Genomic DNA, 26433 nt, shown 5'->3' with positions numbered 1-26433 from the left:
GGACACCGTGGCGGAGACCTTCGCCGATCTGATCGCGGCCGAGGACGTGCTGCTGTTCGTCAACGCGGCCGTCACGGCGACGGGGCAGCGGGAGTTCCGTTCCGAGGCGCACGCCCAGCGGCTGTCCCTGGACTTCCTGCACGAGTACGTGTGCGTCAACTACCGCCCGCTGTACGCCGCCACGCTGGCGCTCGACATCAACGACCACAACGCGGCGCGGATCGTCGAGACGCTGCTGCGCACCGCCGGGGAGGCGAGCGCGGAGGAGAAGCGGGCGGAGGGGCGGCTGATCGCCCGCAGGCTGGCGATACTGCCGCCGCAGCGGGTCTACCGGCTGTTCCGGGCGCTGCGCGCGGCCCGGGTGAACAACCGGCGGACGCGCGCGATCCTGCGCGACTGGCTGGCCGGGCGGCCGGACCTGGGGCACGACGCGGTGAAGTACCGGCGGGGGCTGAAGACGGCTGCGCGTCACGCGCACCTTCCGCTCGTAACGGGCGGGGCGGGCGCGGCGGGCTCGGCGGGCTCGGCGGGCAAGGGGAACGGGGCCGGCGAGGTGGGTGACTTCCTCTTCGCGCCGGGCCGCCGCACGAAGTACCAGCACCCGCTGCTGGACGCGCACCGCCGCGCCCATTACGAGCAAGGAGCGCTGTACGACCTGCCGTTCACGGTCGCCGAGGGGTTCGCGGCCCGCCACGCCGTGGGCCGCGAGGACCTCGCGGAGCGGCTCGCGCCCCGGATGACCCGGCTGGAGCGGCTGCGGACCCAGCGGTCCACCGGGGTCGGGGCGGACCTGTCCGCCATGCCGCTGACCCGCCTCGCGCTGTACGCCCTGTCGCTGCCCCTGGACGAGCGGGTACGGCGGCGGGCGGAGCTCACGGGCGCGCTGCGGACGGCGGCGCGCCGCACGGCGGGGCCGTACCGGGGGACGTGGGGGCGGGTCGCCGCCGTGCTGGACGACAGCTACTCGTCGTCCGGTTCGGGCGAGAGGCGCCGCCGCCCGCTGGGCACGGCCCTGGCCTGCCACTTCCTGCTGGAGTCGCTGGCGGCGCCGGGCGCGTACACGGCGTGGTGGACGTCGGGGGCCGTGGACGCGCTGCTGGTACGGCCCTGGGGGCCGACGCCGCTCGGGACGCGGATCCTCGACGCCCTGGAGCACGCCCCCGAACGGCTGGTGATCGTCTCGGACGGGTGGGACAACGCGCCTCCGGGGCTGGCGGGTGAGGTGCTGCGGGTGTGGCGGTCGCGGCTCGACCGGGAGGGGCGGACGACCGTGGTTCACCTCAACCCCGTATACGACACGGATGGTTTTGACGTACGGCGGCTCGCACCGAGCGTGCCGACGGCGGGGATCAGGGACGCGGAGGATCTGCCGGCCCTGGTGGAGATCGCGCAGTTCGCGGAGGGGCGTACGGGCATGGCGGAGTTGCGGGAGTACCTGGACCGGCGGGTGGGGCTCTTCGTGGACGACGATCCGTTCTGTTACTTCCCGGGTGAGCCCGGCACCGCGCGGGAGGGGCGATGACCCGGCTCGACCTCACGGGGCTGGAGACCCGCCCCGCGCAGGTGTGGGGCGGCGTCCGGCTGGTCCCGCTGGTGCGCGCCGAGCCGATGCCCGGTCTGCGGCTGCACGCGGAGATCTACGCGGGGCTGGGCGCGGTCGCGGTCGACAAGGGCGTGGAGTACCTGGCGTACGTCCCGCACGGCTTCGTCGCGGACTGGTCCGGGGAGGAGTCGCACCCGGGACCGGACGGCGGACCGGGCGGCGGCCAGGACGGCGGCCGGGGCGACGGACACGGCAACGGCCGCAGGGCGCAGCAACGGGCCTCCTACGGGACGCAGTTGGGTGACGCCCGCCCGGACGCCATGGCCGTTCACCACCACCACCGCATGGTGAAGCGCCGCCGGCCCGGCAAGGGGCTGTCGGGCGGCGCCGCCACGACCCGCTGCCGGTTCCTGCCGCTCCACCTGGCCCTGGAGGGCTATCTGTCGCTGCACTTCGGCGGCCCGTCCGTCGCCTGGGAGGAGTGGTCCCGGCAGGCGGTACGGCAGGGGTTCTCGCCCCGCGAGGAGGAGGCGTACCTCGGGCTCGACGTCCGGGGGCTCACCGACGCGCTGCGGGTCTTCGAGATCCACCCCGGCCAGTGCGGGGTGCTCCTCTACACGGCCGACTCCCTGGCCGCCGCCTTCGTCGTGCCGCATCCGGACGACTACCGGGCGCTGCACCCGAGCCTGCTCCAGGACCTGTACGGCGAACTGGTCCACCAGTACGCCTTCTTCGGCGGCCCGGTCGCGGACTTCGAGGCGCGGATCCCCGACCGGTACGTCACCACGCTCGCCGATCTGCGGGCCCGCGCGGTGGCGCAGGAGCGGCTGTGGGACGAGACCCACCGGGCGGTCCTGGCGAGGGAGTTGCTGACGGAGTCGTACGCCTTCGAGCGGGTGTACCGGATGGGCTCGTACGAGCTGCACCGCTTCCTGCCGCCGTTCTCGCGCGGCCGGCAGGAGCAGCACATCGGTGAGCTGATCACGGACCACAAGGGGCGCACGGCGTACCTCAAGACGTTCCGGCTGTCCGACGCGCAGGTCAGGCGCGGGCATCTGCTGAACGTGCTGGCGGACCACGACTGGGGGTTGGCGGGGGCGGCGGAGGCGCTGGGGACGACGTACGAGGAGCTGGTGCGCCGGATCAAGGCCGCCGGTTTTGGACCGTTGCTGAACGAGCACGTGGTCGCGCGCCGGATCGCGGAAACAAAATAAACCTGAGTAACACGCAGTTCATGAACGGGCAACAACCGGGACATGACAGATTGCGACTCTTCTGGCCACAACTGCTGCACCCGCAAAGGATGAGGCCCCGTGACCTTCAAGGCTGAGTACATCTGGATCGACGGAACCGAGCCGACCGCAAAGCTCCGCTCGAAGACGAAGATCCTGGACGACGGTGCCGAGCTGCCCATCTGGGGCTTCGACGGATCGAGCACCAACCAGGCCGAGGGCCACGCCTCCGACCGGGTGCTCAAGCCGGTGGCCTCCTTCCCGGACCCGATCCGCGGCGGGGACGACGTCCTCGTGATGTGCGAGGTCCTGAACATCGACATGACCCCGCACGAGTCCAACACCCGGGCGCAGCTCACCGAGGTCGCGGAGAAGTTCGCGGGCCAGGAGCCGATCTTCGGCATCGAGCAGGAGTACACCTTCTTCAAGGGCGCGCGCCCGCTGGGCTTCCCCGAGGGCGGCTTCCCGGCCGCGCAGGGCGGCTACTACTGCGGTGTCGGCGCGGACGAGATCTTCGGCCGCGAGATCGTGGAGGCGCACCTGGACAACTGCCTCAAGGCGGGTCTGGGCATCTCCGGCATCAACGCCGAGGTCATGCCGGGCCAGTGGGAGTTCCAGGTGGGCCCGCTGTCGCCGCTGGAGGTCTCGGACCAGCTGTGGCTGGCCCGCTGGCTGCTCTACCGCACCGCCGAGGACTTCAACGTGTCGGCGACGCTCGACCCGAAGCCGGTGAAGGGCGACTGGAACGGCGCGGGCGCGCACACCAACTTCTCGACCAAGGCCATGCGCGAGACGTACGAGGCGATCATCACGGCCGCCGAGTCGCTGGGCGAGGGCTCGAAGCCGCTCGACCACGTCAAGAACTACGGCGCGGGCATCGACGAGCGGCTGACCGGCCTGCACGAGACCGCCCCGTGGAACGAGTACAGCTACGGCGTCTCGGACCGCGGCGCGTCGGTCCGCATCCCGTGGCAGGTCGAGAAGGACGGCAAGGGGTACATCGAGGACCGCCGCCCGAACGCGAACGTCGACCCGTACGTGGTGACGCGGCTCATCGTGGACACCTGCTGCTCGGCGCTGGAGAAGGCCGGACAGGTCTGACCGGACCCGGGAACACGCAGCTGAGGGGCGACCGCCGGGCCGGCGGCCGCCCCTTCGGCGTGCGGCCGGCGACCCGCCTCGCGCCCGGCGTGCGCCCAGTAGCGTGAACTGGGTCTGCTGCGCCGGGCAGCTATCTGCTTCAATGGGTGCATGGCCAGCTTCCAGCACACCGCGACGGGTCGCATCGACCTGGAGCCGTTCTGGCCGTCCCGGCAGCACCACGATTTCGACCGGGTGTGTTGTCGCGCGAAGAACGCGCCGGCCCTCTAAAGCTTCCTTTCTGGCCTTCGGCCGCCGCGCATGACGTACGTCCTCCCCACATGACGACTCCTTCGCGCGAAAGAGCTGACCTCTCATGGCGAACACCCGTTCCTTCTCCGCGGCGACCGCGGCCCCGCTCAACCAGAAGCCTCCCGTTCCCGGCCGCCACCGGCTGCGGGCCGTCGACCGTGACGAGACCGTCCCGGCCGCGTTCCCCGCGGCCGTCACGTCCGGGCAGGCCGTGGACTTCCTGCCGCCGGGCGCGACCTGGCTGCCCGCGCCCCAGCACACCCTGCCGTCCCTGCCCGGCCAGCCGCCGATGGTCGGCTACCTCGTGCTCGTCCCGGCCGACCAGCACGCGGCGGCGCTGGCCGCCTCCGTGCCGTACCTCGCCACGGACCCGGCCGACCGGGCGGGCGCGGCGGCCGCGCCGAGGACCGAGGCCGGCGGCGGTCCGGTGCGGATCGACAGCGTCCAGCGCACGGCGCTCGTGGACGGACAGCAGCTGGACCTGACCTACCTGGAGTTCGAGCTGCTCGCGCACCTGGTGGCGCACCCCCACCGGGTGCACACCCGGGACCAGCTGGTGACGACGGTGTGGGGCTACGGGCACGTGGGGGACGGCAGGACCGTCGACGTGCACGTGGCGCGCCTGCGCCGGAAGCTGGGCGTCGAGCACCGCCACACCATCCAGACCGTACGACGGGTCGGGTACAAGTACGCCCCCTGAGCGGGCGGGCCGGGCGCGGCGCCCCGGCCCCCCGACGCGTGGCACGAGGAGGACGCACCGGCACCTGACGGGCCGGTGCGTCCTTCTGTGCCGCGTGCGTGCCGGTGATCCCTATGTGCCGGTGACCCCTATCGCGCGGCGCGCGCCCGCGCCTTGGCCGTGAGGCCCAGCGCCCCGTCCAGCAGCAGGAACGCAACGAAGCTGATACCCAGCAGCGGGACGAACCAGCCGACCACGGCCGTCACCGCGGCCAGGGGCAGCAGCACCCGCAGGGGGACCTTCCGCCAGGCGCCGCGCGCCATCGGCCGGCCGACGCCCGCCTTCCGCTCCTGAGTGGGCCTGCGCTGCCACCACATGCGGTAGCCCCAGAGGATGATCAGGACCAGGGACAGGGCGAGCGCGGCGAGGGCGAGTTGGTTGACGAGCCCGAGGAAGACCCCCATGTGGGCGTCGATGCCGAAGCGGGTGAGCTGGGCGAGCACGGGGTAGTCCGCGAAGCGCAGCTCGTCGATGACCATGCCGTTGGCCGGGTCGACCGCGACGGAGTCGAGGCGGACGGGGAACTGGGTGTCCGTCTGCGCGACGACGTACCCGTTGCCCGCGGTCGGCAGGGTCACCTGGAGAGGTCCGTCGAGGCCGGCCTGGCGGGCGGCGACCACCGCGAGGTCCATCCCAACGTCCATACCGCCCATGCCCTCCATGCCCGGCATGTCGTCCGTCATCCCCGGCATGTCCTCGTGGCCCTCGTGGCCGCCGCCCGTGGAGCCGGTTCCGCCGTCGAGGGTGGCGGAGACCGACGGGGTGGAGCCGCCCAGCTGGTCCTGGACCTTGCCTATGTTCGCGCCCGCGTACGTCGACCAGGTCAGGCCCGTCGCGGAGAGCAGGACCAGGCCGGTCACGGCCCACAGGCCGAGCGAGCCGTGGAGCGTGAGCGTCCGGCGCCGCCCGGTGGCGCCGCTCTCGGGGAGGAGCAGGGCGCGCTTCGAGGTGCGCCGGCGGCCGAGCCACAGGACCAGCCCGCCGAGCGCCACGACCCAGAGCCAGCTGGCGGCCAGTTCGCTGTAGAGGCGGCCCGGTTCGCCGAGGTGGAGATGGCGGTGCAGCTCGGAAAGCCAGGCGCGCAGCGGGAGGGCGCCCGAGCTGCCGTAGCTCGCGAGCTGGCCCCGTACCTCGGCGGTGTACGGATCGACGAAGACGGCCAGGGACTTGCCCTCGTCGACCTCGGGGGTGGACATCAGGACGCGGGTGGTGGCGCCTTCCTCGGACGAGGGCCGTACGGAGGTCACCTTGCCGTCCGGGTGGGCGGTACGGGCGGCGTTGACCTGGGTCTCCAGCGGGAGGACACGGTCGCCGGCCGGGACGCGCAGCTCGTGGCGGTAGACCACCTTCTCCGCCTGGAAGGACAGCGAGTAGAGGAGCCCGCTGACGGCGGCGACGAGCAGGAACGGCGCGACGAGCACGCCCGCGTAGAAGTGCAGGCGCAGCACGAGGGGGCGCAGCGCACTCCACGCGGAAGCGGAGGTGGTGGGGGCAGAGGTGGCGGGGTCGGTGGTGACGGTGGTGGCGGTCTCCGCGACGGGGTCCGCGTCCTTGAGGGGATCGTCAATGGCCATGACTGTCCTAGGTGTTGGCGTGGGCATGGGGGAAGCGGCCCCGGTGCCGGCCGACGTCAGGCGGTGAGGACGAGCGCGGCTCCCGGGTCCGTGGTGCGAGCGGTGCGCACGACGGGCGGACCACGCCGGGACAGGCTGTGCGCGAGGACCACGCCACGGAAGCGGCGCGGGGCGGGTGCCCCCGGGGTGAGCGGGGCCGGCCGGGGTACGGCGGGCAGCCGCGCCGGGGTGAGGAGCAGTCGCAGCGGTACGAGGGCGAGGGCGCCGAGCGTGCGGGCGAGCCGGAAGAGCGCGGCCTCGCCCCGCGCGAGCCAGAGGGCGCAGACGGCGGCGGCGAGCACGTGTGCGGCGACCATCGCGGCCGGGCCGTCGGTGACCGCGGCCAGCGCGGCGGTCTCGCCCTCACCGCCCGTCCCCATGTCCATGCCGGGGCGCCCGCCCATGCCGAGGCCCATGCCGAGCCCGGCGCGGGCGTCCGCCCCTCCCCCGGCCATGGCGTGCCGGTCGTGCGCGGCCGTGGCCGGTCCGTACGGCAGCACGCCGGCGAAGAGCAGGTGCAGGGTGCCCTGGACGGTGAGCAGTCCGGCCCCGAGGGAGAGGAAGCCGTGGCGCCGGCCGCCCGCGAGCCAGGCGGCGCACCCGGTCGCCCCGAAGGCGGTCCACACCGCCCCGGCCGGGATGTCGTGCCCGGATGTGTACAAATGCCCCAGCGCCGCCAGCGTCACGCACACCGCCGCGAAGAACGCGGCCCGCAGGGCGCGCATCGGCGACCGGGCATCTGTCATGGTCCGCACATGCTGCCATCCCGACCGGGCCGCGCGGCAGGTCCCAAAAGCCGCCGATTCACCCCGCGGCGAACTCTCTTGGCGACGGCGGTGGCCGCGAGGCAGAGTCGGTGCCATGAGACTTCTCCTCCTCGGTGGTACGGAATTCGTCGGACGCGCCGTCGCGGAGGCGGCGGTGGGACGGGGCTGGGAGGTGACCGCGTTCCACCGCGGCCGCCACGAGGCGCCGGAGGGCGTGACGTCCGTGCTGGGCGACCGGACGGACCCGGAGGGACTGGCGGCGCTGTCGGGCGGGGCCTGGGACGCGGTGGTCGACACCTGGTCCGGGGCGCCCTCGGTGGTGGGCGAGGCGGCCAGGGCGCTCAAGGCGAGCGTGGAGCGGTACGTGTACGTCTCCAGCCGGTCGGTGTACGCCTATCCGGGCCCGGCGGGGCTCACGGAGGACGGCCCCCTGGTGGAGGGGGCGTCGGCGGACGCCGGGCCGACCGCCTACCCGCAGGACAAGCTCGGCGGTGAACTGGCGGCGGAGGCCGTCTTCGGCGACCGCGCGGTCCTGGTCCGCGCCGGGCTGATCCTCGGTCCATGGGAGAACATCGGGCGGCTGCCGTGGTGGCTGGGGCGGATCGCCCGGGGCGGTCCCGTGCTCGCCCCGGGGCCGCGCGACAACCCCCTCCAGTACATCGACGCGCGGGACCTGGCCGCGTGGATCGTGGGCGCCGTGGAGCAGGGTCTCGACGGCCCGTACAACCTCGTCTCGCCGTCCGGGCACACCACCATGGGCGGGCTGCTCGACGCCTGCGTCCGGGCCACGGGCTCCGACGCCGAGCTGCGCTGGACCGACCCCGGGCCGATCCTCGCCGCGGGCGTCGAACCGTGGACGGACCTGCCCGTCTGGCTCCCGCCGGGTGAGGCGCACGACTCCATGCACGGGGGCGACGTCAGCAAGGCCCTGGCCACGGGCCTGCGGTGCCGCCCGGTGGAGGAGACGGTGGCGGACACCTGGTCCTGGCTCCGGTCGATCGGCGGCCAGGCCCCCCAGCGCCCGGACCGTCCGACCCTGGGCCTGTCCCCCGAAGCGGAGGCAAGGGTCCTGACCGGCGACGCGTAACAGGGAGCCGCGACGAGGCAACACCCGGAGCCCTGTCGGCCCATGCGGCCCGGGCCCGGGCCGCCCCGCCTCCGCCCGCCCTGCGCGGCGCCCCCTCAGGCCGGAGGCCGTACCGCGCCGGACAGCTCCGGGACCTGGCCCGATATCGCGGTCGCCGCCGCCAGCGCGCCCCTCAGGGACGTCACCCCCCGCCACCAGGGTCCCCGCTCCCCCTCCCCATCCGCCCACAGCTCGCGCAGCTCGGAGTCCTCCGCGAGGACGCGGTCCAGGGCCCGGACCGCGAGGTCCCTCAACTCCTCCGGGAAGGACGGCAGGGGCTCGTCGGGGCCGTACACCGTCTCCACGGGCGGGCCGCCCGGGCACTGCGCGGCCACCAGCGCCGCCGCCGCGACGGCCACGGCCCCGTCGCTCTCCTCCAGGACCGCGCCCCCGCCCGTACCGATCACCCGGGCCAGCGCCCCCCGCACCAGCTCCGTCCGCTCGGCCCCGGCGGCGGCGTCGAGATCACCGGCGAAGTCCGCCGCCGTGTCGTTGTCGAAGTGTCCGGTGTCCCACACGCCCATCGTCCGCCCCTGTTCGCCCGATCCGTCGATGGTCCCGATCGTGCCACCCGCCACTGACAATCGACCCTGACCAGGGACAATCCCGGGGACGACCTCAGGGACGACCGCGGGCGGACGCGGGGCCCGGCCCGGGGGTGGTGCTGGCAACACCCCGGCCCGGGGGGCGAACCGGCTGCCGTCCCGCACCGCGCCGCGGTCAGACTGGGGACCTGCCCGGGGGTCGGGCCGGGGCCGTCCGGCCGCGAAGGAGAGGGACCGTCATGAAAGAAATCGACATACGGGGTGCGATGGTGGCCGCGGGCCGGGGGCTGGCACTCGCGCTCACCGCGATCGTGGGATCCGTCACCCTCTTCGTCCTGACGGTGGTCTCGGTCGCGCTCACGACGGTGGGCATCGGCTTCCTCACCACCCCGTCGGCGCTGGCGGCCGTCAGGGCGCACGCCAACCGCCGCCGCCTGCTGGCCGCGAAGTGGTCGGGGATACGGATCCCGCCGCCGTACGAGCCGCTCCCCGCCGACGTGCGCGGCGGGCTCACCGGCCGCGTCGAGCGCACCGTCCTCCTGCTCAAGAAACGGGCCACCTGGCGTGACCTGCGGTGGCTGCTGGTGGACATGACGGCGGGCTTCGCCGTCGCCGTCGCGGCCACCTGGCTGATCGTCTTCCCGGTGGAGGGGCTCGCCCTGGCCGCCGGCCTGTGGCGGGTGTTCACGGACGACCCGTACTGGTACGCCTTCGTGCCCGTCGACAGCCAGCTGACCGGGCTGTACGCGTTCGCGCTCGGCCTGGTGGTCCTCGCCGCCGGGCTGCGGTACTCCCCCGCGCTCGTCCGGGCCCACTTCACCCTGACCAGGGCGCTGATCGCGCCCACCCAGGAAGAGGAGCTGGCGCGGCGGATCGAGCGGCTCACCGAGTCCCGGCACGACGCGGTCGACACGTCCGCCGCCGAACTGCGCCGGATCGAGCGGGACCTGCACGACGGCGCGCAGGCCAGGCTGGTCGCGGTGGGCATGGACCTCGGCACGGTCGAGGCCCTGATCGAGAAGAACCCCGCCAAGGCCAAGGAGCTGCTCGGCAAGGCGCGGCTGTCGTCCGCGGAGGCCCTGACCGAGCTGCGGGACCTGGTGCGCGGGATCCACCCGCCGGTGCTGGCGGAGCGCGGCCTCGGGGACGCCGTACGGGCCCTGGCGCTGCGGCTGCCGCTGGAGAGCGAGGTCAACGTGGACCTGCCGGGGCGGGCGGAGGCGCCCGTCGAGTCCGCCGCCTACTTCGCGGTGAGCGAGGCGCTGGCGAACGTGGTCAAGCACGCGAACGCCGAGCGGATCTGGGTGGACATCTCGTACGGCGAGGGGATGCTGCGCGTCGCGGTCACCGACAACGGATCGGGCGGGGCGGCGGTCGGGAAGGGGTCCGGGCTGAGCGGCCTGGAGCGGCGACTCGGTACATTCGACGGAGTCCTGGCCGTCAACAGCCCTGTAGGCGGTCCCACCATGGTGACCATGGAGATTCCTTGCGAGTTGTCCTAGCCGAAGATCTCTTCCTGTTGCGCGACGGTCTGGTCCGGATGCTGGAGGCGTTCGACTTCGAGATCCTCGCCGCGGTGGAGACGGGGCCCGAACTCACCAAGGCCCTGGCGGAATTGGAGCCGGACGTCGCTATCGTCGACGTCCGGCTCCCGCCGTCGCACACGGACGAGGGCCTTCAGTGCGCGCTCGCCGCCCGCCGGGCCCGCCCCGGCCTGCCGGTCCTCGTCCTGTCGCAGCACGTCGAGCAGTTGTACGCGCGCGAACTGCTCGCGGACGGCACCGGCGGGGTCGGTTACCTGCTCAAGGACCGGGTCTTCGACGCGGAGCAGTTCATCGACGCGGTACGCCGGGTGGCCGGCGGCGGCACGGCGATGGATCCGCAGGTGATCCAGCAACTGCTGTCCCGGCGGTCGCAGGACAAACCGATCGCGGCGCTGACCCCGCGCGAGCGGGAGGTCATGGAACTGATGGCGCAGGGCAGGTCCAACGTGGCCATCGCCGGTCAACTGGTCGTCACGGAGCGTGCGGTGGCCAAGCACACGTCCAACATCTTCGCGAAGCTGGGGCTGCCCGTGTCGGACGACGACAACCGGCGGGTCCTGGCCGTCCTCGCCTACCTGGACCGCGGCCGGACGTGAGTGGCCGGACATGAGCGGGCGGACATGAGCGGCCGGACGTGAGCGAGCGGGAACGCGTGGCGGACCGTACAGGGGTCGATCGTGCCGTGATGGGGGGTATCCGCCCGTTTGGCTTCGGAGATTTCCACGAATTCTCGGAACCTCTGAACACTCCCCGAATGCCGTCCGTATGGAACGGAGCGCTTCGCTTCCCCTGCCGCGATTTCCCTGTAACCGGCAACGAAGCTTGAGGAGTTCCATGGCACGCACAGCGAGAAGAAAACGTTCCACCGTGGCAAACCGGGCGATCGCCGCCACGGCTGCCTTGCTCCTGGGCGGGGGTGGGCTGATAGCAGCCAATTTCTACGCATCCGCGGGTGAGGGCTGGTCGAAGGACAAGCAGCCGCCGGCCCAGGCCGAGAATGCCGCGCAGCAGATGTCGACCATCGACTGTCCCGAAGTGGCGAACAGCATCACGGACGTGCCCGAGGCGGCCCGCCCGGCGGTCGACCAGGAGCTGGCCGGGATCGACAGCCAGATCACCGCGGCCTACCAGCAGTTCGCCGATCAGAAGGCCCAGATCGAGCAGGACCCGGCCGTCGCCGACAACGCGATTCTCAATCCGTTGAAGGACAAGCGCCTGGAGAGCCTGAACAAGATCTCCGCGGCGATCACCGGCGCCGGCGGGCAGCAGCCGCAGGGTCTTGAGGCCCTCGCGCCGTGCACCCTGCGCGCGCAGGCGCAGCCCGCGACCGCCTCCCCGGCCCCGTCCGGCGCCGAGAGCGCCCCGGCCGAGGGCCAGGACGCCGGCGCGCAGGGCAACGGGCAGGCCGGCAACGGCCAGGCCGGTGCGAGCGCGCCGCCTGCGGCGGGCCAGGGCGGCAACGGCCCGGACGCCTCGGACTTCGTCAGCATCAGGTCGGTCCGGCCGAACGTGGTGAAGCCGCGCAAGCTGCGCCAGGCGTCCCGGGGTTCGTTCACCACCTCATGCGGGGTGAACAAGAACAAGAAATACAATTCGGACAACGTGATCGTGGCGCCCGGCGTGAGCAACGGCGCGCACCACATGCACGATTATGTCGGCAATCAGGGCAACAACGCCTTCGCCAGTGACGACGCGCTCGCCGCGGCGGCCACGAGCTGCCGTAATCAGGGCGACAAGTCGACCTACTACTGGCCGGTGCTGCGTCTTCAGAACGGCCAGGCCGAGTTCGACGTCAACGCGGACGGCGGCGGCAAGGAAGGAAATGCCGGAAAGATTCAGACGCCCGCCGAGGTGACTCTGAAGTTTGTCGGCAACCCGACCTCCAAGGTCGTCGCGATGCCCCGCTTCCTGCGGATCATCACGGGTGACGCCAAGGCGTTCGTCAACGGAAACGCCAACGCCAACGCGTCGTGGAGTTGCACCGGATTCGAGAACCGCCAGCTCAAGGACAAATACCCGATCTGCCCGCGCGGCAGCAAGGTGGTCCGTACATTCAATTTCCAGAGCTGCTGGGACGGCACGAACACCGACAGTGCGAACCACCGCACCCACGTGGCGTTCGCCGATGCCAACGGCCGTTGCCAGAACGGGTTCAAGGCGATTCCGCAGCTCCAGCAGCGCATCGTCTACCGCGTCCCGCCGGGCCCCGGCTTCGCGGTCGACTCCTTCCCGGAGCAGCTGCACAAGCCGGTGACCGACCACGGTGACTTCATCAACGTGTTCGACACCCGGATCATGAACAAGATGGTGAGCTGCCTCAACGCCGGGACCTCGTGCCGCTGAGGCACGCGTCCCGACGTCGTAGGCGTCACCACGCCGGTCAGCGCATGGACGGCATGTCCTCCATACCGTCCATGCCGGGCATGTCACTCATGTCGTGACCGGACGGATCGGCACTCGTCCCACCACCGTTCTGCGCGTGGTGGGACGAGCCCGTTTCCACCTCCCCGCCCAGCCGGCCGCGCACCGTGGCGACCACGGCCGCCTCGCCGACCACGACCCACTTGCGGCCCACGAGGTACGAACCGCCGTAGTCCTTGGCCTCGTTGATCCACTCGCGCTGGCCGCGGTCGGTGGCGAAGGTCGCCAGGACGTACTTGCCGTCCCCGGTCACGCAGTTGGCCTGCCGCAGCTCGGCGGCGTCCGTCGAGATGTTCGGCTCGCACTTCGCCTTCGCGGCGAGCTGTTCGAGGCTCCCCGTCGCCGCCTTCGGCACCGCGGGGGCCTTGTTGTCGTTCGCGCCGCAGCCCGCCGTCAGGGCCAGGGCCAGGATCGCGACTGCCACGCCTGCTCGTTCCGTACGCATGCGGCCCATGGTGCCCTGTCGAACGCGCCTTCGCGCGGCGGAACGAGGGAATGAACGGAATGAGCGGAATGACTCATTCCGAGGTGGCCGTCCGGGGGCACCACCGGATTCCGAGGTGACCATCGGACCAATCGCTCGTTCTGCTGAACGTGCGCCCACAGGACTCAGCCACCGCCACCGCCCCCGCCACCTCCGCCCCCGGCGGTCCCGTCGACGTCGACCAGGCCGAGGCGGCGCTTGTCGAGCACTACCCCCGTCTCGTACGGATCGCCTATCTCGTCCTCCCCCCGTCGCTCGGCCGCAACCGGCGCGTCCTGACCGCTCACGCCCTCGTGCAGCGCTCGCTGCCCCGCGGCCGTACCGCGGCCGTCGAGGGCGTCCTCCCGGCCCCGCGCCGGGCGGGCGGCGGCTCCGACGGGGCACGCGACCCCGGCTACACGTACGTACGCGCCCGCGTGCTGCGCCAGGCCCTCGACGCGGGCCGCCCCCTCCTGCGCCTCGCGAGGCCCCGCCGCGCCCAGCTCCCGCCGGTGCTCCCGCACGTCTGGGGGCTGCGGCTCTTCCCGCGCTCCGGCGGCGCCGACGAACTCGCCCTCGACCAGCGGCTGTCCGCCCTCTCCGGGCCGGCCAGGGCCGCGTTCGTCCTGCGCGGCCTGGAAGGGCTGGCCGACGCCGACGTACAGCGCGCACTCGCCGCGGCCGGGGCCGAGGACCCGGCGGGGGCGCTCGCCGAGGCCGTCGCCGCCGGGACGCCGGAGAGCGGCACGCTGCTGCGGTCGGCCGAGTTCGACCCCTGCTCGCTCCAGGCCAGGCCCACCGACCTGATGCGCAGGCGCCAGCACGCGAAGGCGGCCCTCGCGGCGACCGCCGCCGTGCTCGTCTGCGGGACCCTGCTCGGGCTGCCGGGCGACGGCTGGGGCCCCGGGAGCGCGGCGGCCCCTTCGTACGCCCGCAACCCCATGGCCCAGTCCGCCCTGGACCCGGCCAAGGTACGCCGGGTCGCCCCCACCTTCTGGGAGACCTCCGCCCGTACCGACTTCTCCGCCTGGCCCACCCGCGGCGCTCTGGCCGGTGACACCGGGCTGCTGCGGCGGGCGTTGGCCGTCTGGGCGCGGCCCGGCCGTACCGTCCAGGTCTCCACCACCCCGGGGACCCCCTCGGGACCGCCCATGGGATCACCGCAGTTGCTGTACGCGGGCCGGGTCGACGCCGCGCGCGTGGTGCTCCTGTACGACGGCCTGCGGGTCGTGCGGTACGCGGAGCCGGCGGACGGCGGCGACGCGGCGGGGCTGGACTTCGCCCGGGTCGACGGCGCGGACGCGGCGGCCTCCGGGGCGCTGGTGGTGGGCCGCTCCGACAGCAACGTCCGCTATCTGACGGCGCCTTGGGTGACCCGTACGTCCGTGCGCGACCTGCGCGACCCCGCCACCCCGGTCAGGCCGCTGGCGCGGGACGCGGACGGGGTGACGGACCCGATGGACAGCCCGGCGACGGCCCGCGACTGCGGCTCCTGGGACACCCTCGACATCCGGGACGGGTCCCACGACCGGCTGCTCACGGACCTCGGCGAGCTGACCCCGGCGCGGCTGACGGCGGGGCCGCCGTCGGCCCCCTCGGACGTGTGGAGCGCGCGGGACCGGGCCGCGTGGGCCAGGACCGCGTGCCTGCTGCCCACGGTCCGCTCGCACGGGGTGCGGTCGGTGAACTCCTGGGCGTTCGCCGGCCAGAAGCTGCCCGAGTCGAACGGCACGGCGGACTGGCTGTGCACCCGCGCGGAGACCTGGCGGGGCACGGGGAGCCGGGTGCTGGCGCAGTTCCAGGCCCCCTCCTCCACCAGGCCCGCGTCGGCGGGGGCGATCGCGGCCCGCGCCGAGGACTCGCTCGCGTGCGGGGCCCGGGGGCCGCGCGAGGTGCTGGCCGGGGTGCTCTGGAAGTCGCGGGCGGGCCACTGGTACGTCCTGGCCGCGGGCAGCGAGGAGTTCAGGTCCCTGGAGGTGTCGGGCGGGGTGAAGGGCACCTCGAAGGGCCGCCTGCTGGCGGTACGGGCCTCGGCGGGCGCGCGGGCTGAGCTGAAGGGGGTCGTGGCGGACGGCACCTCGGTGGGGGCGCTGCGGTGACGCCGGGGGCGCCTCGGTGGCGTGCGGTGCCGCGCTGACGCCAAGGGCTCCGGTGACCCCGGGGCCTTACGGCAGCAGCCAGTCCGCGCCCAGCGCCGACAGCAGGCACGCCGCGAGCAGCCAGGTGCCCAGGCGGGTACGGCCGTTGCGGCTCAGCTCGATCACCACACCGCACAGGACCATCGCCAGCCCGTACACCCCGACCACCAGGACCGACGTGCGCTCCGCCAGCCGTACGGCCAGCAGCACGGCCATCGCCACCAGCAGTGCCGACGCGAGCGTGACCCGCAGGGCCCGCGCCTGACGGGGCGTCAGGCCGGGTGCGGGATCCTCGGCCGGATCCTCCGCCGGGTCTTCGGCCGGGTCCTCAGTCGGATCCTCGGCCGGATCCTCAGCCACAGTGTCGCCAAGAGCCTCGGCGGGTGTCTCTGTCGGCTGGTCCGGGTCAGATGAGGTCATGGACCGGCAGCGTAATCGACACCCCGGGGAGCGTGCCCGTTAGGCTGTTCGTATGACGACCGGGGTGCGCCGCAGGATGGGCGTCGAAGAGCGGAAGCGGCAACTGATCGGTGTCGCGCTGGAACTGTTCAGCCACCGCTCCCCGGAGGACGTCTCCATCGACGAGATTGCCGCCGCGGCGGGGATCTCGCGGCCGCTCGTCTACCACTACTTCCCCGGCAAGCAGAGCCTGTACGAGGCGGCGCTGCGCCGGGCGGCCGAGGACCTGGCGGAGCGGTTCGTCGAGCCGAGGGAAGGGCCGCTCGGGGCCCGGCTGTTGCGGGTGATGGGGCGGTTCTTCGACTTCGTCGACGAGCACGGTCCCGGCTTCTCCGCGCTGATGCGCGGGGGTCCCGCGGTGGGTTCCTCGACGGCGAACGCGATGATCGACGAGGTGCGGCAGGCGGCGTACGAGCAGATCCTCGCGCACCTGGACGTGACGACGCCGCCCGCGCGGCTGCACCTGGTCGTCCGGTCCTGGGTGTCGCTCGCCGAGTCGACGGCGCTGATCTGGCTCGACGGGCGGGTGATCCCGCGCGGGGAGCTGGAGTTGCAGCTCGTGCACGACTTCGCGGCGCTCGCCGCGGTGAGCGCCGCGTACGACGCGGAGATGGCGGAGATCCTGTTGCGGATCGTCGCGGACGAGCCGGCCGAGGGCCCGTTCGGCGACCTGCTCGGCCGGCTCATGGGGCTGGGCACCCGGCTGCCGGGTCAGCGCGTCCCGTGACCCGGCCGGTGGGCCCCTCCCGTACCCCGGCCGCCCGGTCGGTCAGTTCGTCCCGTAGACGACGGTGACCTGGGTGAAGCCGAGGGACCGCAGCAGGCCCTGGAGCATGCTGGTGGTGTTCTTCTCGGCGCGGGAGGCCAGTTCGCTGTCCTTGGCGGCCTCCCCGATGTGCTTGGCGGCCAGTTGGTTCACGGCCCGCTCGCTCGCCGCGTTGTCCGAGAACAGGTCACCGAGCCGGTCCAGCAGCCCGCGCTGCTTGGAGACGGCGTAGGAGCGCTCGGCGTCCAGCGCGGGCTTGCCCAGCTGCGCGTGCGGCAGCCGGATGGTCGCCATGGTGCGTTCCTTGTCGGTCGTGACGTTGCCCTCGCCGATGCCGCTGAAGTCCACGGAGGCGCTGACGGTGCCGGCGCCGACGTAGAGGGTGCGGGTGCCGCGGATCGCGTCGGGCAGGTACTTGGCGTCCTTCTCCAGGTCGACGACGACCTGGAAGTTGCCCGAGGCGGCTTCGTACCGGTCGAGGTCCTGCATGGACTGGAGCAGGGTGGGCCCCGTCCTGTCCTTCGTCTCGCTGCCGAAGACGTCGCCGAAGCCGGGGATCAGGTCCAGCTTGCTCCCGGCGAAGAGCAGGGCCGCGACGGCGACGAGGGTGATGAGCAGCTTGCTCCACCAGGGCAGCCCCGCCGGGCGGGGCTTGCGCTGGCTCTGTTCCGGTTGCACGTCGGTGGACGTCATACCTGACTGATTTCCCGCCAGGGGCGGTTCACACGGGCGCGGCGGAGTCCGTTACAAGGCCACTACGCGAAGACTCCGCCACACCCGTCACGGCGCCCGGTTCAGCAGTTCCTGGCGGCCGTGTGGAGGGCAACGGCCGTGTTGGAGGGGAGCGTTGCGGTGAACTGCCCGGCGTTGTCGACGGTGACCCGCCGGCCGCTCTGCACGTCGCAGTAGCCGCCCGGGGGCAGGGAGGTCTGGAACGTACGGGTCAGCGCGGCGCTTTCGTGGTTGAGGGCCACGTACCCCTTGGCGCCCCGGCCGAAGGCGATCTGGTCGCCGCCGTTGTCCCACCACTGGGTCACCGCCTGACCGCGGGTGGTGTTGCGGAAGGCGACCATCGAGGCGATCTCCCGCCAGGCGTGCTGGCACTTCCAGCCGTCGGTGTAACAGGCCCTGACCGTGCCGCCGTTGGGCGGTCCCGCGTCGCGGTCGGTGAACTCGTAGCCGGAGTTGATGTCGGGCGAGCCGTAGGGCCAGGCCAGCATGAAGACGTTCGCGAGGGTGTAGTTCGCGCCGTCCTTGTAGCTGAGGGTGTCGCCGCCGCGCTCGGTGTCGTGGTTGTCGACGAAGACGGCCGCCTTGTCGCCCCGCATGAAGGCCCAGCCCTCGCCGTAGTTCTTGAGGTAGGCGAGATTCTCGTGGTGGAACACCTGCTTGAGGCTCCGCGCGTACCGGAACTCCTGTACGTCACCGGTGTTGAGGTACTCGTCGGGCGATATCGCCTCGCCCGCGCCGTAGATGACCTCCTGCTTCCAGTACGCTCCCGGGTCGCTCAGCCGCCGCTTGATGTCGGCGAGGTCGGCGGCCGGCATGTGCTTGGCGGCGTCGATCCGGAAGCCGTCGACGCCCAGCGAGAGCAGGTCGTTCAGGTACGCCGCGATCCGGCCGCGTACGTACGGCTCACCGGTGTCGAGGTCGGCGAGGCCGACCAGTTCGCAGTTCTGGACGTTCGCCCGGTCCTGGTAGTTGTTGATCTGCCCCCGGCAGTCGTCCAGGTCGGCGCCCGAGTAGATGCCGGGGTAGGTGTACTTGGTGTACGGGGAGCCGCCGGTGCCGGTGCCGTCCCCGGCGGCCATGTGGTTGATGACGCTGTCGGCGACGACCTTGACCCCGGCCGCGTGGCAGGTGCCGATCATGGCGGAGAACGCGGCGCGGTCGCCGAGCCGCCCGGCGATCCGGTAGCTGACGGGCTGGTACGAGGTCCACCACTGGCCGCCCTGGATGTGCTCCTGGGGCGGCGAGACCTGCACGTACCCGTATCCGGCGGGGCCGAGGGTGTCGGTGCACGCCTTGGCGACGGACGCGAACGTCCACTCGAAGAGGACGGCGGTGACGTCCTTGGTGCCCGGCGGTACGGCCTGCGCCGTCCCGGTGGGGACGGCGAGGGCGGTGGCGGCCGCCCCGAGGGCGAGCGCGGCGGCGAGGGATCTGCGGACCATGGTTCCTCCTGCACGAGTGGGGTGTGCGGGTGACGGTGGTGCGGCCTCGCGTGGCGTCGCGCTCTGCCCTCAAGGCTCCTTACGGTGTGGTGCGGTTCGGGGGTGCTGCGGGTCGTCGCGTGGTCAGCGTGTCCACCACGCCGTGGTGTCCGGCGGCAGGTCGGTGTGCGTGCCGCCGGGGGTCACCGGGCCGCTCGACAGCAGCAGCTTGCCGGGGACGGGGATCCGTACCGGCTCCTGTGTCGTGTTGACCGTGCAGGCGAAGTCGCCCCGGGTGAAGGCCAGTACGCCCGGGGGCGTGTCCCGCCACGCGACCGAGTCACCGGCCCCGAGGTCCGGGTGCTCGCGCCGGATGGCCAGCGCGGCCCGGTACAGCTCCAGGGTCGAGGAGGGGTCGCCGGTCTGCGCCTCGACGCTCAGCGCGCCCCAGCCCGCCGGCTGCGGCAGCCAGCTGCCCCCGCCGCCGAACCCGTACGAACTGCCCTCGCGGGTCCAGGGGATGGGGACCCGGCAGCCGTCGCGGAAGCCGTCCTGGCCGGCGGCGCGGAAGTACGACGGGTCCTGCCTGGCCTCGTCGGGCAGGTCGGTGACGTCGGGCAGGCCCAGTTCCTCGCCCTGGTAGACGTACGCGGACCCGGGCAGCGCCAGCATCAGCAGCGTCGCCGCGCGGGCCCGCCGCAGGCCGAGCGCGCGGTCGCCGGCCTCGCGTGTCTGGGTGCCCGCGAAGGGCGGTCCGGCGAAGCGGGTGGCGTGCCGGGTGACGTCGTGGTTGGAGAGCACCCAGGTGGCGGGGGCACCGACGGGCCGCATCGCGGCGAGCGAGGCGTCGATGACCTCGCGCAGCGCCGCGCCGTCCCAGGAGGTGGCCAGGTACTGGAAGTTGAAGGCCTGGTGCAGCTCGTCGCGGCGTACGTAGCGGGCGGTGCGCTCCACGGTCCGCGTCCAGGCCTCGGCGACGGCGATGCGCTCACCCGGGTACTCGTCGAGGATCGTGCGCCACTGCCGGTAGATCTCGTGGACGCCGTCCTGGTCGAAGAACGGCGTGATCTCGTTGGCGAGCAGCCGGAGTTGGGCGTCGCCGCCGAGGTCGGGGAGGCCGTCGGCCTTGACCAGCCCGTGGGCCACGTCGATGCGGAAGCCGTCCACGCCCCGGTCGAGCCAGAAGCGCAGGATCGAGCGGAACTCGTCGGCGACGGCCGGGTGGGTCCAGTCGAAGTCGGGCTGTTCGGGGGCGAAGAGGTGGAGGTACCAGTCGCCGGGGGTGCCGTCGGGGTCGGTCGTGCGGGTCCAGGCGGGCCCGCCGAAGACGGACTGCCAGTCGTTGGGCGGGAGTTCGCCGTTCGCGCCCTTGCCGGGGCGGAAGTGGTAGCGGGCCCGCAGCGCGGATCCCGGGCCCTCGCTGAGGGCGCGCCTGAACCAGGCGTGGTCCTCGGACGAGTGGTTGGGCACCAGGTCGACGATGATCCGCAGGCCGAGTCCGTGCGCGTCCCTGATGAGCGCGTCGGCGTCGTGGAGGGTGCCGAACATCGGGTCGATGGCCCGGTAGTCGGCGACGTCGTAGCCCGCGTCGGCCTGCGGGGAGGCGTAGAACGGGCTGAGCCAGACGGCGTCGACGCCGAGGTCCCTGAGGTAGGGGAGCCGGCGGCGTACCCCGTCGAGGTCGCCCATCGCGTCGCCGTTCCCGTCGGCGAAGCTGCGGGGGTAGACCTGGTAGATCACCGCGTCCCGCCACCAGCCCGGGTGGTGGCCCGGGGCGTCGGCGGACGTCGCGGCGGCCGGGCGGGCGGTGGGGGCGGTGAGGTGCTGGGTCATGTGGTTCCTGGGGTGTCTGAGGGGTGCGGTGGTGCCGGCCCCGGCGGGGTCAGCCCTTGACCGCACCGGCGGACATGCCGGTGACGAGATGGCGCTGGGCGAAGAGGAAGACCAGCGCGGCGGGGACGGCGATGAGTACGGACGCGGCGGACATCGGGCCCCACTGGGCGCCGTACTGGTTGACGAACTTCTGGAGGCCGCCGGCGAGGGTGAGGTTCTCGTCGCCGACCATGAAGGCGGAGGCGTAGGCGACCTCGCCCCACGCGGTGATGAAGCAGTAGAAGGCGGTCACCGCGAGCCCCGGCCTGGCGAGCGGCAGGACGAGCCGCCGGAAGGTGCCGAAGGGGGTGAGCCCGTCGACCATGCCGGACTCGTCTATCTCGCGGGGGATGGTGTCGAAGAAGCCCTTCATCATCCAGGCGCAGAACGGGACGGCGATGGTGAGGTACGTGAGCACCAGGCCGACCGGGTCGTTGAGCAGGCCGAGGCCCGCCATGATGTTGTAGATCGGCACGATGAGGACGGCGACCGGGAACATCTGGGTGACGAGCAGGGTCCACATCAGCCCGCGCTTGCCGGGGAAGCGGAAGCGGCTGACGGCGTAGCCGGTGGTGGCGGCGACGAAGACGCCGAGCACGGTGGTGAGTCCCGCGATGAGCACGGAGTTGCCGAACCAGGTCAGGAACGGGGTGTCGCGCAGCAGCCCGGTGTAGTTGTCGAGGGTGGTGTCCCTGAGGAAGTCCGTGGTCGTGGCGTGGGCGGCGGGCTTGAGGGAGGTCAGCAGGACCCACAGCACGGGGAAGACGGCGATCACCGACGCCACGACGAGGGTGGCGTGGAGGGCGACGGACGCGAGCGGCGAACGGCGGTTCCGGTGACCGCCGCCGGTCGCGGAGGTGATCCGCCCGGCTCCGGACGGGGTGGCGGCCGCGGGGTCGGTCGCGGGTGTCGGGGCGGGGTTCGGGCGGCCGGGGTTCGGGCGGCCGGGCTTCGGGGCGGGGTTCGGCGCGGCGAGGGTCACCAGCTGTCTCCCTGGTTCCGGAGGACGCGCCGGTACAGCGCGGCGAAGAGCATCAGCAGGACGAGGATCAGCACGCCCCAGGTGGAGGACTGCGCGTAGTCGCGCGGGCTGATCTCGAAGGAGAACTTGTACGCCTGCGTGACCAGGATCTGGGTGGCCTCGCCGGGTCCGCCGCGCGTCAGCAGGAAGATCACCGGGAACATGTTGAAGGTCCAGATGGTGGAGAGCAGGATCACGGTCGTGCTGACGGGCCGCAGCCCCGGCAGGGTGATGTGGACGAACCGCTGCCAGGCGTCGGCGCCGTCCATCTCGGCCGCCTCGTACAGCTCGCCGGGAAGGGACTGGAGGCCGCCGAGCAGGGCGACCATCATGAACGGCACCCCGAGCCAGATGTTGACGGCGATGACCGAGAACTTGGCCCAGGTGGGGTCGTTGAGCCAGGGCACGGCGTCGATGCCGCCGCCGGCGAGCAGCTTGTTGAGGAGCCCGCGGTCCTCGTTGTAGAGGAAGCGCCAGGCGAAGACGGAGACGAAGCCCGGCACGGCCCAGGGCAGGATCAGCAGCATCCGGTAGAGGGAGCGCCCCGCGATCCGGCGGTTGAGGAGCGTGGCGAGGCCGAGGCCCAGCGCGAAGGTGACGGCGACGCAGGACACCGTCCACACCAGGGTCCAGCCGAGGGTGGAGAGGAACTGATCCCCCGTCAGGGCGGCCCGGTAGTTGTCGAGTCCGACGAACTCGTAGGTGGCGGGTAGGTTGTTGACGCCGATGTGGCGGGCGACGTTGCGTTCGTCGGCGTCGGTGAGCGACAGGTGGACGCCGCGTACCAGCGGATACCCGATGATCACGCCGATGACGGCGACGACCGGGGCGACCATGGCCCACGCGTACCAGTGCGTGGAGACGGCGCGGCGGAGCCCGCCGGAGGGGGTGCCGGGCCCGGGGCGGGGGCCTCGGGCGGTCTTCCCGCCCCGGGTCCCCGCCACCGGCCGGCCGGTCTGGACGGCCATCAGCCGGCCCGCCTTCCTGTTACTTCCAGCCCTTGAGGAGCTTGCGGTACGCGTCGCCGGTGGCGCCGGCGCCCTTCTCCGGGGTGGTCTGGCCGGTGAGGACCTTGGTGTACTCGGTGACGAGCGGCGCGAAGAGGCTGCCGGTCTCCGGGATCCAGGGGCGCTCGACGGCCTTGTCCACGACGGGCTTGAAGAAGCCGACGATCTCGTTGTCCGCGACTCCGGGCCGGGTGTAGACCGAGGTACGGGTGGGCAGCAGGCTCAGCTTCTCCGCGATCCGCGTCTGGCTCGCCGCGGACGTCATGTACTCGGTGAAGGCGTAGGAGGCGTCGAGGTTCCCGGAGCCCGCGTACACGGCGAGGTTGTGGCCGCCCTGCGGGGCGCCCTGGGCGGCGGATCCGGCCGGGACCGGCGCGATGCCCAGGTTGGCCTTGTCGGTGAACTGCGCCCCGGCGTAGGTGTCGGTGACGGCCCACGGGCCGTTGATCATCATGGCGACCCGGCCGTCCTTGAACGCGGCCTGCATGTTCTCCCAGCCGTCGGTGGCGTCGGTCCGGGCCGCGCCCGAGTCGACCAGGTCCTTGACGACGGTCAGGGCCTTGACGCCCGCCGCGTTGTCGACCGTGACGGTCTTGCTGTCGGCGTCCACGAGGTTGCCGCCCTCGCCGTACAGGAACGACAGGAACCAGTACGCGTCGTCGCCGCGCAGGTAGAGCCCCGTCTTCCCGGTCTTCTCCTTGACCGTCTTGGCGGTGGCCTTCAACGCGTCGACGGTCGCGGGGACTTCGACGCCCGCCTCCTTGAAGATCTTCTTGTTGTAGAAGAGGCCCATGGAGTCGATGACCTGCGGCACCGCGTACGTCTTGCCGGCGTAACGCGTGGAGGCGGCGGCCTGCGGCAGGAAGTCCGCGCCGTCCTTGAGCGCCGGGGTGCCGTCGAGCGGCGCGAGGTAGCCCAGGTCGGCGAACTCGGGGGTCCAGGCGACCTCGGAGCGGATGACGTCGGGGGCGCCGGAGTTCGCCTGCGCGGCGTTCTTGAACTTGTTCTGGGCGTCGCCGAAGGGCACGTTGACGTACACGACGTCGACCTTGGGGTGCAGTTTCTCGAAGCCCTCGGCGAGCTCCTCGAAGACCTTGTCCTCGCTGCCGACGGTCGACGTGTCCCACCAGGTGACCTTGCCCGACAGTTCGCCCCCGGCGCTCTTGCCGCCGCCCGACGCGTCGTCACCACCGCAGGCGGTCACCGCGAGAGCCAGGGTCACGGCCAGGGCGGCGGCCGTTATGCCACGTCGCATCCGAACTCCTTCAACTGCCGTACCGCTCCGTTGCGGCTCCGGGTCGGACGTGAAGGTAACAGCGTTGCAAGAAGCCCGAAAGACCTTGCGGAGGATTTCCGCCGGGCGCGCCGATTGTTACAAGTACCCAGGCGTGGTGGGCCCGTACGACCTGACGTGGCACGGAAACCCGGCGCGGACAGGGCAGAAAGGTTTCGCAAGATCTTGCAAGAAGGGTGCCCGCCCGCTCCCCGGCCACCCGGTGGGCAATCCGCTGAACCACCGGTACAGTCCACTCCCATGACCGCACGGCTTGCCGACATCGCAACCCAGGCGGGGGTCAGCGAAGCGACGGTCAGCCGCGTTCTGAACGGCAAGCCCGGGGTTGCGGCGGCCACCCGCGAATCCGTACTCGCCGCACTCGACGTCCTCGGGTACGAACGCCCCGTACGCCTCCGCCGCCGCAGCGCGGGACTGGTCGGCCTGATCACCCCGGAGCTGGAGAACCCGATCTTCCCGGCGCTCGCCCAGGTCATAGGGCAGGCGCTCACCCGTCAGGGTTACACCCCGGTCCTGGCGACCCAGACCCCCGGCGGCTCCACCGAGGACGAGCTGACCGAGATGCTCGTCGAGCGGGACGTCTCCGGCATCATCTTCGTCTCCGGACTGCACGCCGACACGTCGGCGGACATGGGGCGGTACGAGAGGCTCCGCGCCCAGGGGGTGCCGTTCGTCCTGGTGGACGGCTTCTCGCCGAAGGTGCGGGCCCCCTTCATCTCACCCGACGACCGGGCCGCGGTACGGCTCGCCGTGACGCACCTCGTCTCGCTCGGGCACCACCGGATCGGCCTGGCCGTGGGGCCGCAGCGGTTCGTACCGGTGCTGCGCAAGATCGAGGGGTTCCGGACCACGGTCCGCGAGCTGCTCGGCCTGTCGGACGCGGAGACGGACGAGCTCATCCAGCAGTCGCTGTTCACCCTGGAGGGTGGCCAGGCGGCGGCGACCGCGCTGATCGAGCGGGGCTGCACGGCGGTGGTGTGCGCGAGCGACATGATGGCGCTCGGCGCGATCAGGGCCGGGCGGCGCCTGGGCCTGGACGTGCCGCGGGACCTCTCGGTCGTCGGTTTCGACGACTCCCCCCTCATAGCCTTCACGGACCCGCCGCTCACCACGGTCCGCAAGCCGGTGCCGTCGATGGGCCAGGCGGCGGTCCGTACGCTCCTGGAGGAGATCGGGGGCACCCCGGCCCCGCACAGCGAGTTCGTCTTCATGCCGGAACTGGTGGTGCGCGGGTCGACCGCGTCGGGGCCGGGGCGGCGCCCGTAAGGGGTGCGCACGCCGTCCGTACGCCGTCCGAGGTCGTCCTCAGGGCGTAGGGAATGCGGGACCGACCCGACCGGGGGATGATCGGTCGAGGAGTCCGGATCTGGCAGACTCCTGGCATGGGTGAATCGACTGTGGAGGCGCAGGCGGACCGGAAGGCCGGCTCGTCGCCCTTCACCGACGAGGTGGCTGACACGACAGACACAGCGAGGGACACGGAAACCGAACCGGTGGAGAAGCACACGTTCATCCGGCGGCTCCGGACACCCCGCAAGCCCCGCCTCTGGTTCGAAATCCTGCTGATCGCGGTGAGTTACTGGATCTACTCGCTGATCCGCAACGCCGTACCCGAACAGCGGACCAAGGCCCTGCGGAACGCCGACTGGATCTGGCACGCGGAACGCACCCTGGGACTCGGGTTCGAGCGGGCCGTCAACCACGGTGTCAATTCGGTGACCTGGCTCATCGTGGGGATGAACTACTACTACGCGACACTGCACTTCATCATCACCCTCGGGGTGCTGATCTGGCTGTTCCGCAGACATCCCGGCCGGTACGCGGCGGCCCGCCTCGTCCTGCTGGCGACCACCGTCGTGGCCCTCCTCGGTTACTATCTGTTCCCGCTCGCGCCGCCCCGGCTGATGACCAACGGCCACTTCATCGACACCGTCGCCCTGCACCACACCTGGGGCTCGCTGTCCTCGGACAACCTCAAGACCGTGTCGAACCAGTACGCGGCGATGCCGTCGATGCACATCGGGTGGTCGACCTGGTCGGGGCTGACGATCTTCGCCCTGTGCAAGGTCCCGTGGGTGCGGATCCTCGGCCTGCTCTACCCGGTGGTGACCCTGCTGGTGATCGTCTCCACCGCGAACCACTTCTGGCTGGACGCGGTGGGCGGCCTGGTGTGCCTGGCCTTCGGCTTCACCGTCTCGTACCTCTGGTACGGATCGCTGCCGTACAACCTGCCGCGGTACGTGGACGACCCGCATCGCAAGGGGCGGCGGCCGGCGGCTGCCTGAAGCGACGGGGTTCGCGTGACGCTCTGTAGTCACCTCCTAGCGCCCCCGCCTCC

22 protein-coding genes and 1 pseudogene are annotated in these 26433 nt (G+C 72.2%); 12 read left to right on the top strand and 11 right to left on the bottom strand.

Annotated elements, in window-relative coordinates; all coding sequences use genetic code 11:
• The first annotated feature begins 7 nt into the window (after positions 1–7).
• The 4 genes from HA039_RS25030 to HA039_RS25015 all read left to right on the top strand — a co-directional run bounded on the left by HA039_RS25030 (position 8) and on the right by HA039_RS25015 (position 4867).
• On the top strand, positions 8–1522 hold the full coding sequence (locus HA039_RS25030) for a hypothetical protein (protein ID WP_167033616.1): 1515 nt from the start codon (positions 8–10) through the stop codon (positions 1520–1522).
• Positions 1519–2757: an ARPP-2 domain-containing protein gene (locus tag HA039_RS25025; RefSeq protein WP_167033615.1), complete on the top strand. Its 1239-nt coding sequence runs from the start codon at positions 1519–1521 to the stop codon at positions 2755–2757. The genes HA039_RS25030 and HA039_RS25025 overlap by 4 nt, the downstream gene beginning before the upstream one ends.
• 99 nt (positions 2758–2856) lie before the next feature.
• A complete protein-coding gene (glnII, locus tag HA039_RS25020; RefSeq protein ID WP_167033614.1) occupies positions 2857–3876 on the top strand; it encodes a glutamine synthetase in 1020 nt (339 codons plus the stop codon).
• Between the two features lie 355 nt (positions 3877–4231).
• On the top strand, positions 4232–4867 hold the full coding sequence (locus HA039_RS25015) for a winged helix-turn-helix domain-containing protein (protein WP_167033613.1): 636 nt from the start codon (positions 4232–4234) through the stop codon (positions 4865–4867).
• A gap of 128 nt (positions 4868–4995) precedes the next feature.
• Here HA039_RS25015 and HA039_RS25010 read toward each other — a convergent pair whose 3' ends face one another.
• Together HA039_RS25010 and HA039_RS25005 are read right to left on the bottom strand one after the other, a co-directional pair.
• A complete protein-coding gene (locus HA039_RS25010; RefSeq protein WP_167033612.1) occupies positions 4996–6480 on the bottom strand; it encodes a PepSY-associated TM helix domain-containing protein in 1485 nt (494 codons plus the stop codon).
• A gap of 56 nt (positions 6481–6536) precedes the next feature.
• A complete protein-coding gene (locus tag HA039_RS25005) occupies positions 6537–7265 on the bottom strand; it encodes a hypothetical protein (RefSeq protein ID WP_167033611.1) in 729 nt (242 codons plus the stop codon).
• 115 nt (positions 7266–7380) lie between these two features.
• On the opposite strand from HA039_RS25005, the gene HA039_RS25000 reads away from it, so the two are divergent.
• Positions 7381–8373: an NAD-dependent epimerase/dehydratase family protein gene (locus HA039_RS25000; protein ID WP_167033610.1), complete on the top strand. Its 993-nt coding sequence runs from the start codon at positions 7381–7383 to the stop codon at positions 8371–8373.
• 95 nt (positions 8374–8468) lie between these two features.
• Here the strand turns inward: HA039_RS25000 and HA039_RS24995 are convergent, their stop codons facing one another.
• Positions 8469–8936 (bottom strand): DUF4259 domain-containing protein, encoded by a 468-nt coding sequence (locus tag HA039_RS24995; RefSeq protein ID WP_167037578.1) that lies wholly within the window; start codon positions 8934–8936, stop codon positions 8469–8471.
• A gap of 260 nt (positions 8937–9196) precedes the next feature.
• Here HA039_RS24995 and HA039_RS24990 point away from each other — a divergent pair, with 260 nt between their 5' ends.
• From HA039_RS24990 to HA039_RS24980, 3 genes are all read left to right on the top strand, one after another.
• Positions 9197–10459 carry a sensor histidine kinase gene (locus HA039_RS24990; protein ID WP_167033609.1) on the top strand — a complete coding sequence of 421 codons (1263 nt, stop codon included), beginning with the start codon at positions 9197–9199 and terminating at the stop codon, positions 10457–10459.
• The gene (locus tag HA039_RS24985; RefSeq protein ID WP_167033608.1) at positions 10444–11097 is read left to right on the top strand and encodes a LuxR C-terminal-related transcriptional regulator; all 654 of its coding nucleotides are present in this window, start codon (positions 10444–10446) and stop codon (positions 11095–11097) included. Before HA039_RS24990 ends, HA039_RS24985 begins: the two co-directional genes overlap by 16 nt.
• A gap of 238 nt (positions 11098–11335) precedes the next feature.
• Complete coding sequence (locus tag HA039_RS24980; protein ID WP_167033607.1) at positions 11336–12844, top strand: DUF1996 domain-containing protein; 1509 nt, start codon at positions 11336–11338, stop codon at positions 12842–12844.
• 37 nt (positions 12845–12881) lie between these two features.
• Here HA039_RS24980 and HA039_RS24975 read toward each other — a convergent pair whose 3' ends face one another.
• Positions 12882–13367, bottom strand: coding sequence for a hypothetical protein (locus tag HA039_RS24975; protein ID WP_167033606.1), 486 nt, complete (start codon positions 13365–13367; stop codon positions 12882–12884).
• Between the two features lie 149 nt (positions 13368–13516).
• Between HA039_RS24975 and HA039_RS24970 the strand changes: the two genes are divergently transcribed.
• Positions 13517–15484, top strand: coding sequence for a hypothetical protein (locus HA039_RS24970; protein WP_208298709.1), 1968 nt, complete (start codon positions 13517–13519; stop codon positions 15482–15484).
• Positions 15485–15550: 66 nt separating this feature from the next.
• On the opposite strand, the gene HA039_RS24965 is transcribed toward HA039_RS24970, so the two are convergent.
• Positions 15551–15943 (bottom strand): hypothetical protein, encoded by a 393-nt coding sequence (locus HA039_RS24965; protein ID WP_167033605.1) that lies wholly within the window; start codon positions 15941–15943, stop codon positions 15551–15553.
• A 52-nt stretch (positions 15944–15995) separates the two neighbouring features.
• Between HA039_RS24965 and HA039_RS24960 the strand changes: the two genes are divergently transcribed.
• Positions 15996–16709 carry a TetR/AcrR family transcriptional regulator gene (locus HA039_RS24960; protein WP_167033604.1) on the top strand — a complete coding sequence of 238 codons (714 nt, stop codon included), beginning with the start codon at positions 15996–15998 and terminating at the stop codon, positions 16707–16709.
• Positions 16710–16751: 42 nt separating this feature from the next.
• Here HA039_RS24960 and HA039_RS24955 read toward each other — a convergent pair whose 3' ends face one another.
• From HA039_RS24955 to HA039_RS24930, 6 genes and pseudogenes are all read right to left on the bottom strand, one after another.
• Positions 16752–17441, bottom strand: coding sequence for a DUF4230 domain-containing protein (locus HA039_RS24955; RefSeq protein WP_167033603.1), 690 nt, complete (start codon positions 17439–17441; stop codon positions 16752–16754).
• Between the two features lie 104 nt (positions 17442–17545).
• Positions 17546–18922, bottom strand: a pseudogene (locus HA039_RS24950) (alpha-amylase); the annotation flags it as partial.
• Positions 18923–19045: 123 nt separating this feature from the next.
• Positions 19046–20734 carry a glycoside hydrolase family 13 protein gene (locus HA039_RS24945; protein ID WP_167033602.1) on the bottom strand — a complete coding sequence of 563 codons (1689 nt, stop codon included), beginning with the start codon at positions 20732–20734 and terminating at the stop codon, positions 19046–19048.
• Positions 20735–20783: 49 nt separating this feature from the next.
• The gene (locus HA039_RS24940; protein WP_425086425.1) at positions 20784–21836 is read right to left on the bottom strand and encodes a sugar ABC transporter permease; all 1053 of its coding nucleotides are present in this window, start codon (positions 21834–21836) and stop codon (positions 20784–20786) included.
• A complete protein-coding gene (locus HA039_RS24935; RefSeq protein WP_167033600.1) occupies positions 21752–22762 on the bottom strand; it encodes a carbohydrate ABC transporter permease in 1011 nt (336 codons plus the stop codon). Before HA039_RS24935 ends, HA039_RS24940 begins: the two co-directional genes overlap by 85 nt.
• A 19-nt stretch (positions 22763–22781) precedes the next feature.
• Positions 22782–24056 carry an extracellular solute-binding protein gene (locus HA039_RS24930; RefSeq protein ID WP_167033598.1) on the bottom strand — a complete coding sequence of 425 codons (1275 nt, stop codon included), beginning with the start codon at positions 24054–24056 and terminating at the stop codon, positions 22782–22784.
• Positions 24057–24335: 279 nt separating this feature from the next.
• Between HA039_RS24930 and HA039_RS24925 the strand changes: the two genes are divergently transcribed.
• Both HA039_RS24925 and HA039_RS24920 read left to right on the top strand, forming a co-directional pair.
• Positions 24336–25361: a LacI family DNA-binding transcriptional regulator gene (locus HA039_RS24925; protein ID WP_167033596.1), complete on the top strand. Its 1026-nt coding sequence runs from the start codon at positions 24336–24338 to the stop codon at positions 25359–25361.
• 116 nt (positions 25362–25477) lie between these two features.
• The gene (locus HA039_RS24920; protein ID WP_167033594.1) at positions 25478–26380 is read left to right on the top strand and encodes a phosphatase PAP2 family protein; all 903 of its coding nucleotides are present in this window, start codon (positions 25478–25480) and stop codon (positions 26378–26380) included.
• The last annotated feature ends 53 nt before the right edge of the window (positions 26381–26433 follow it).

This window comes from Streptomyces liangshanensis (genome assembly GCF_011694815.1).
GTDB lineage: Bacteria > Actinomycetota > Actinomycetes > Streptomycetales > Streptomycetaceae > Streptomyces > Streptomyces liangshanensis.
This window is presented reverse-complemented; position numbering and strand designations above follow the sequence as displayed.

Bases quoted from the DNA above. Each gene is read 5' to 3' on its own strand.
- HA039_RS25025 (WP_167033615.1), top strand. From the start codon at position 1,519: ATGACCCGGCTCGACCTCACGGGGCTGGAGACCCGCCCCGCGCAGGTG.
- HA039_RS25015 (WP_167033613.1), top strand. From the start codon at position 4,232: ATGGCGAACACCCGTTCCTTCTCCGCGGCGACCGCGGCCCCGCTCAAC.
- HA039_RS25010 (WP_167033612.1), bottom strand. From the start codon at position 6,480: ATGGCCATTGACGATCCCCTCAAGGACGCGGACCCCGTCGCGGAGACC.
- HA039_RS25005 (WP_167033611.1), bottom strand. From the start codon at position 7,265: ATGACAGATGCCCGGTCGCCGATGCGCGCCCTGCGGGCCGCGTTCTTC.
- HA039_RS25000 (WP_167033610.1), top strand. From the start codon at position 7,381: ATGAGACTTCTCCTCCTCGGTGGTACGGAATTCGTCGGACGCGCCGTC.
- HA039_RS24995 (WP_167037578.1), bottom strand. From the start codon at position 8,936: ATGGGCGTGTGGGACACCGGACACTTCGACAACGACACGGCGGCGGAC.
- HA039_RS24990 (WP_167033609.1), top strand. From the start codon at position 9,197: ATGAAAGAAATCGACATACGGGGTGCGATGGTGGCCGCGGGCCGGGGG.
- HA039_RS24980 (WP_167033607.1), top strand. From the start codon at position 11,336: ATGGCACGCACAGCGAGAAGAAAACGTTCCACCGTGGCAAACCGGGCG.
- HA039_RS24975 (WP_167033606.1), bottom strand. From the start codon at position 13,367: ATGCGTACGGAACGAGCAGGCGTGGCAGTCGCGATCCTGGCCCTGGCC.
- HA039_RS24965 (WP_167033605.1), bottom strand. From the start codon at position 15,943: ATGACCTCATCTGACCCGGACCAGCCGACAGAGACACCCGCCGAGGCT.
- HA039_RS24960 (WP_167033604.1), top strand. From the start codon at position 15,996: ATGACGACCGGGGTGCGCCGCAGGATGGGCGTCGAAGAGCGGAAGCGG.
- HA039_RS24955 (WP_167033603.1), bottom strand. From the start codon at position 17,441: ATGACGTCCACCGACGTGCAACCGGAACAGAGCCAGCGCAAGCCCCGC.
- HA039_RS24945 (WP_167033602.1), bottom strand. From the start codon at position 20,734: ATGACCCAGCACCTCACCGCCCCCACCGCCCGCCCGGCCGCCGCGACG.
- HA039_RS24935 (WP_167033600.1), bottom strand. From the start codon at position 22,762: ATGGCCGTCCAGACCGGCCGGCCGGTGGCGGGGACCCGGGGCGGGAAG.
- HA039_RS24930 (WP_167033598.1), bottom strand. From the start codon at position 24,056: ATGCGACGTGGCATAACGGCCGCCGCCCTGGCCGTGACCCTGGCTCTC.
- HA039_RS24925 (WP_167033596.1), top strand. From the start codon at position 24,336: ATGACCGCACGGCTTGCCGACATCGCAACCCAGGCGGGGGTCAGCGAA.
- HA039_RS24920 (WP_167033594.1), top strand. From the start codon at position 25,478: ATGGGTGAATCGACTGTGGAGGCGCAGGCGGACCGGAAGGCCGGCTCG.